General features: G+C 72.6%; 5 protein-coding genes. 3 read left to right on the forward strand and 2 right to left on the reverse strand.

Annotated features, from left to right (window positions below; translation table 11 throughout):
• Positions 1–122: 122 nt before the first annotated feature.
• Positions 123–995, reverse strand: coding sequence for a PHP domain-containing protein (locus DW309_RS05300; RefSeq protein ID WP_136044776.1), 873 nt, complete (start codon positions 993–995; stop codon positions 123–125).
• Positions 996–1,093: 98 nt separating this feature from the next.
• Here DW309_RS05300 and DW309_RS05305 point away from each other — a divergent pair, with 98 nt between their 5' ends.
• The 3 genes from DW309_RS05305 to DW309_RS05315 are packed head-to-tail and all read left to right on the forward strand — an operon-like array spanning position 1,094 to position 4,483.
• On the forward strand, positions 1,094–2,116 hold the full coding sequence (locus DW309_RS05305; protein ID WP_136044777.1) for an endonuclease/exonuclease/phosphatase family protein: 1,023 nt from the start codon (positions 1,094–1,096) through the stop codon (positions 2,114–2,116).
• Between the two features lie 35 nt (positions 2,117–2,151).
• On the forward strand, positions 2,152–3,573 hold the full coding sequence (locus tag DW309_RS05310) for an aminopeptidase P family protein (protein ID WP_136044778.1): 1,422 nt from the start codon (positions 2,152–2,154) through the stop codon (positions 3,571–3,573).
• Between the two features lie 7 nt (positions 3,574–3,580).
• A complete protein-coding gene (locus DW309_RS05315; protein ID WP_136044779.1) occupies positions 3,581–4,483 on the forward strand; it encodes a phosphotransferase in 903 nt (300 codons plus the stop codon).
• Between the two features lie 260 nt (positions 4,484–4,743).
• Here the strand turns inward: DW309_RS05315 and DW309_RS05320 are convergent, their stop codons facing one another.
• Entirely contained in the window at positions 4,744–5,403 is a 660-nt protein-coding gene (locus DW309_RS05320) for an alpha/beta hydrolase family protein (protein WP_136044780.1), read from the reverse strand.
• Between the last annotated feature and the right edge of the window lie 92 nt (positions 5,404–5,495).

Here is a 5,495-nt window from a genome sequence, read left to right on the forward strand (position 1 = left end):
CCGTCGCCGGCGCCTGAGCCGGCCGCATCATCGTCCGAGGGGCGCCGCACGGTCATCCGTGCGGCGCCCCTCGTCGTTCCTCACGGGTCGCGCCGTCACGGCCACTCGACGGCAGCGCGTCGTCAGGGGTAGCGCGGTGTGGAGCCCGACGCCCGCTCGATGAGGCGCTGCACCATGTCCTCGGCCGTCGTGTTCTCCCCCGGGCGGTTCGGCTTGCCGCTGCCGTGGTAGTCGCTCGACCCCGTGACGATGAGGTCGTGCCGTGCCGCGAGCTCGCGCAGCATCGTCTTGCCCTGCGCGGTGTTCTCGCGGTGGTCCACCTCGAAGCCGCCGAGCCCCGCGTCGATCAGCCGTTCGATGTACGCCACGGGCATCATGCGATCGCGGCCGGTCGTGACGGGATGGGCGATGACGGCCACCCCGCCCGCGGCGGTGATGAGGCGCACGGCGGTGAGCGGATCGGGGGCGTAGTGGGGTTCGTAGTAGCCCTCGCGCGGGTGCAGGATGCCGTCGAACGCTTCGGTGCGATCCCGCACGATGCCGCGCGCGACGAGGGCGTCGGCGATATGCGGTCGGCCGACCGTGGCGTCGAGCGTGGTCTGGGCGACGACGTCGTCCCACTGCAGGTCGTAGTCGCGACCGATGTTGCGCACGATGCGCTCGGCCCGTCCGATCCGGTCGTCGCGGATGCGGTTTGTCTCGGCGCGCAGCGCGGCGTCGTCCGGGTCGAAGAGGTAGCCCAGCACGTGCACGCTGCGCCACTCGTGCTTGGCGGAGAGCTCCATTCCGGGCAGGAACGTCATGCCGAGGGCGACCGCCGCGTCGCCCGCCTCGGTCCAGCCGGTGGTGCGGTCGTGATCGGTCAGTGCGGCCGTGCGGACACCGTGCGCGTACACCTGCCGCATCACCTCGGCGGGCGACTCCGTGCCGTCGGAGTGGTTGGAGTGCAGGTGCAGGTCGGCGGGACCGGCGAACCTGTGTGACGCGGCGGGCATCCTCCGAGCGTAGCGAGCGCCGGGACCCGCGGATCCGCAGCCGCGCTGATCGGCGTCGCGGCAGGGCTTTCACAGGCGTCGCTTCTAGGCTGGAGGGGATGTTTCGTCTCCTGGGGATCCTGTTCACCGTGCTGTTCGCGATCGCGACGGCCATCGTGGTGTGGCCGCAGTTCTTCCGCCTCGAGCAGACCTACCCGTTCGCGCAGCTGGTCGCCGCCCGCGGCCTGGTGCTCGGCGCGCTCCTCGTCGTCGCGGTGCTGGCGCTCCTGCTGCTGCTGGCCCGGCCGCTCCGAGGGTTCGCGGCGTCGATCCTGATCGTGGCGCTGCTGGGTGCCGGGGCCACCGGGGTGATCGGCGCGACGCGCGGCTTCACCGGTGCCACCCTCCCCGCCGCGACCGACAGCAGCCTGCGGGTGCTGACCTGGAACACGGCGGGCGAGGCCGTTCCCGCGGAGGAGATCGCACGACGGATCCTGGAGCAGGGTGCCGACGTCGTCGCTCTGCCGGAGACCACCGAGGCGGTCGGCGAGCGCATCGCGTTGATGCTGCGGGAGCAGGGGCACCCGATGTGGGTGCACCACGTGCAGTTCCGGCCCGACGTGCCGAACGGCCCGCAGTCGTGGCAGACGACCGTGCTGGTCGCTCCCGAGCTGGGCGAGTACTCCGTGATCGAGTCCGCCAGGGACGGCACCAGCAACACCGGGTCCGTGCCGAGCGTCGTGCTGATGCCGGTGGACGGCGACGGGCCGACGATCGTGGCCGTGCATGCGGTCGCTCCGCGCATGGAGGAGATGCAGCAGTGGCAGAGCGACCTGCAGTGGATCGCCGACCAGTGCCCGGCGGGCGACTTCATCCTCGCGGGTGACTTCAACGCCACGGTCGACCACATGGCGTCGCTCGGCGTGGAGGGGGGCGACATGGGCTATTGCCGCGACGTCGCCTCTCGCACGGGCAACGGTCTGTCCGGCACGTGGCCCAGCTCCCTGCCCGCGCTGGCCGGGGCCCCCATCGACCACGTGATGGCCTCTCCGAACTGGCGCCCGACGGGGTCCGTCGTCCTGGACGACGCCGGTGGCAGCGATCACCGCGCGCTCGTGGTGCAGCTGGAACCGGCCGGCTGATCCTGCGCGTGCGCCCGGGGTGAGAGACTGGAGCGATGAGCACCGGAGAACGCGACACGATCGCTGACGAGACCGTCGAAGCCCCCGTCGAGAACAGCTCGACCAATCGCAAGCAGCCCTTCCCGCAGGGCTTCCTCGACACCATCTCGACCGGATGGGCCGAGCGTCCGGAGAAGGTTCCGGCTCCGCGCGCGCAGGCACCGTTCGCGGCGAAGCGCCGCGCCGCCGTCTCGGCCGCCTTCCCCGGGCAGCGCCTCGTGATCCCGGCGGGCTCTCTCAAGCAGCGCAGCAACGACACCGACTACGTGTTCCGCGCCCACTCGGCGTTCGCGCACCTCACGGGGTGGGCGTCGGACGCCGAACCCGACTCCGTCCTGGTGTTCGAGCCGACCGACGGCGGCCACGACGTCACCCTCTACTTCCGCGAGCGCGCGGACCGCACCACCACCGAGTTCTACGGCGACGCGACGATCGGCGAGTTCTGGATCGGCCCGCGCCCCTCGCTGGCCGGCGTCGCCGCCGACCTGCAGATCGCCACGGCACACCTGCACGAGTTCCGCCCGAGCGAGGGCGAGCTCGTCCTCGACGAGGACGAGACCCTCACCCGCGTCGTCTCCGAGCTGCGCCTCATCAAGGACGAGTTCGAGATCGCCGAGATGCGGCGTGCGGTGGAGATCACCGCGAACGGCTTCGACGACATCATCCGCGAGCTTCCCGCCGCGATCGCGCACGCCCGCGGCGAACGGGTGGTCGAGGGCGTGTTCCACCGCCGCGCGCGCGAGGACGGCAACGGCGAGGGCTACGACACGATCGCCGCGTCCGGCCCGCACGCCTGCTACCTGCACTGGACGCGCAACGACGGTGTGGTCGCTCCCGGAGACCTGATCCTGGTGGATGCGGGGGTGGAGGCGGACAGCCTGTACACGGCGGACATCACGCGCACCCTGCCGGTCTCGGGCACCTTCACCGACGTGCAGCGGCGCGTGTACGAGACAGTCCGAGAGGCGGCCGACGCCGCGTTCGCGGCAGCCCGGGTGGGCGTGCGGTTCCGCGACGTGCACGCCGCTGCGATGGCCGTGATCGCCGAGCGCACCGCCGAGTGGGGTCTGCTGCCGGTCACGGCGGAGGAGGCGCTGGACGCCGACGCCGGCGGTCAGCACCGCCGCTACATGGTGCACGGCACCTCGCACCACCTGGGTATCGACGTGCACGACTGCGCTCAGGCCCGCCGCGAGATGTACTACGACGGCATCCTCGCCCCCGGCATGGTCTTCACGATCGAGCCCGGTCTGTACTTCCAGATCGACGACCTCACGGTGCCCGCCGAGCTGCGCGGCATCGGGGTCCGGATCGAGGACGACATCCTGATGACGGAGGACGGCCCCGTGAACCTGTCGGCCGACATCCCGCGCACGGCCGACGAGGTCGAGGCGTGGATGGCCCGGCTCCGCGGCTGACCCGGCGATGCACGACGGTGAGCTGACGGTCGACGACACCCTCGCCGACCGTCTGCTCGCCCGGGATGCACCCGACCTGCACGGTCGACCGCTGCGCAGGGTCCCCGCGGCGGGCACGGTCAACACCATCGTGCGGCTCGGCGACGACCTCGTGGCGCGCTTCCCGCTGTTGCCCACCACCGAGCAGCAGCTGCGGAGGGAGGCGGCCGCCCTGCACGAGTTCGCCGAGGCCACGCCGTTCGCCGCCCCGGTCCCCGTACGCGTCGTGCCGCCGTCGACCGACTACCCGTCGGCGTGGTCGGTGCAGACGTGGGTGCCCGGACGACCCGCCGACCCGCTGGCCCACGCCGACGCCGCGGACCTCGCGCGTGACCTCGGGGCGCTGATCCGTGCGCTGCGCGCGGTCGACGTCGCAGGGCGCGGGTTCGACGGTCGGGGCCGCGGCGGAGTGCTGGCCGACCACGACGAATGGGTCGCGGAGTGCCTCGCGCGCAGCGGGTCGCTCTTCGATGTCGCCGCGGCCACCGCCCTGTGGTCGGAGCTGCGGTCGCTGCCGTCCGCCGAGGACGTGGTCATGAGCCACCGCGACCTCACCCCGTTCAACCTGCTGATCGCCGAGGACGGCGGCACCCGCCTGGTCGGTGTGCTCGACGGGGGCGACTTCGGTCCGGCCGACCCCGCCCTCGACCTGGTGTGCGCGTGGCACCTGTTCGACGCGCCGGTGCGCGAGGTGCTGCGGGACGCGGTCGACGTGGGCACGACGACCTGGTTGCGCGGCGCGGCATGGGCCTTCCAGCAGGCCGCGGGCCTCGGCTGGTACTACGAGCGCTCGAATCCGGCGATGAGCGCGCTCGGCCGCACCACGATGCGCCGGCTGCTCGCCGACGCGGACCTGCGCCGCCTGATCTAGCCGGCGCCTCCGGTTCCGCGGAGTGAGGGGTGGTGGGCCGCCGTTCTCCCCAGATCGGCGGCCCGTCCCCCTGAATGGAAGCGGGCCGGGCCGGGAACTCCTCCCCCGAGGCTCCCGAGCCCACCCGACCGGCGCAGAACCCCCCGCACCGGCGCCCGAACTCCGCCCCCCGGAGGAGTTCGTGTGGCGTCTCCACCTGATGAGACGGGCTCACACGCGATTCATTACGCGAATCGGAGAAAAAGTTCTGGGGAATCTCGTCAGCGGCGTCGGGCGACGATGAAGTCGCGGATCACCGGGGCGAGCGCGGCCCCGACATCGGCCGCGGGGCGCTTGTGTCCCGCGATCTCGAAGGAGTGACCGCCGCCCTCGATCCAGTGGACCCGGGCGTCCTGGCAGGCGGCGAGCGCCTCCTCGAACTGCGACAGCGGCTGGATGAACGGGTCGTTCGTCCCCTCGATGAACAGCTGCGGCACGGCGATCGCCGGAAGGTGCTCGGTGCGCGGACGATCCGGGCGCCCCGGCGGGTGCAGGGGGTAGCCGAGGTACACGAGCCCGTCGACGGCGAGCCCCTCGGCGACCGCGAGCGACGCCATGCGCCCGCCGTACGACTTGCCCGCGGCCCAGATGCGTCGACCGGGGTGGGCGGCCCGGGTGGCCTCGACGATCGCGCGCCAGGTGGCGACGGCGTGGGCAGCCGGACCCGGCATCTTCCGCCCCTGCTCGCTGTAGGGGAAGGAGAACCGTGCCGTCGCGAGACCGAGACCGTCGAGTGCCCCGGCGAGGCCGACGAGGAACGGGTGGTCCTTGCCCGCGCCGGCGCCGTGGGCGATCAGGACGATGTCGTCACTCTCGGCGTCCGTCCGATCGACCGACACCGTGACCGTGCCGTTGGGCAGCGCGACGTCGAGGGTGCTCATCGCTCGTCGTGCCGCGTCAGCGGATCGTGCCAGCGGCGCCGGGATCGGCCGGCCGCGGCGGCACCCCGGGCTCGGGGGCGGGAGCGGGCTCC

This window comes from Microbacterium sp. K41, from assembly GCF_004794395.1.
Taxonomy (GTDB): Bacteria; Actinomycetota; Actinomycetes; order Actinomycetales; family Microbacteriaceae; genus Microbacterium; species Microbacterium sufflavum.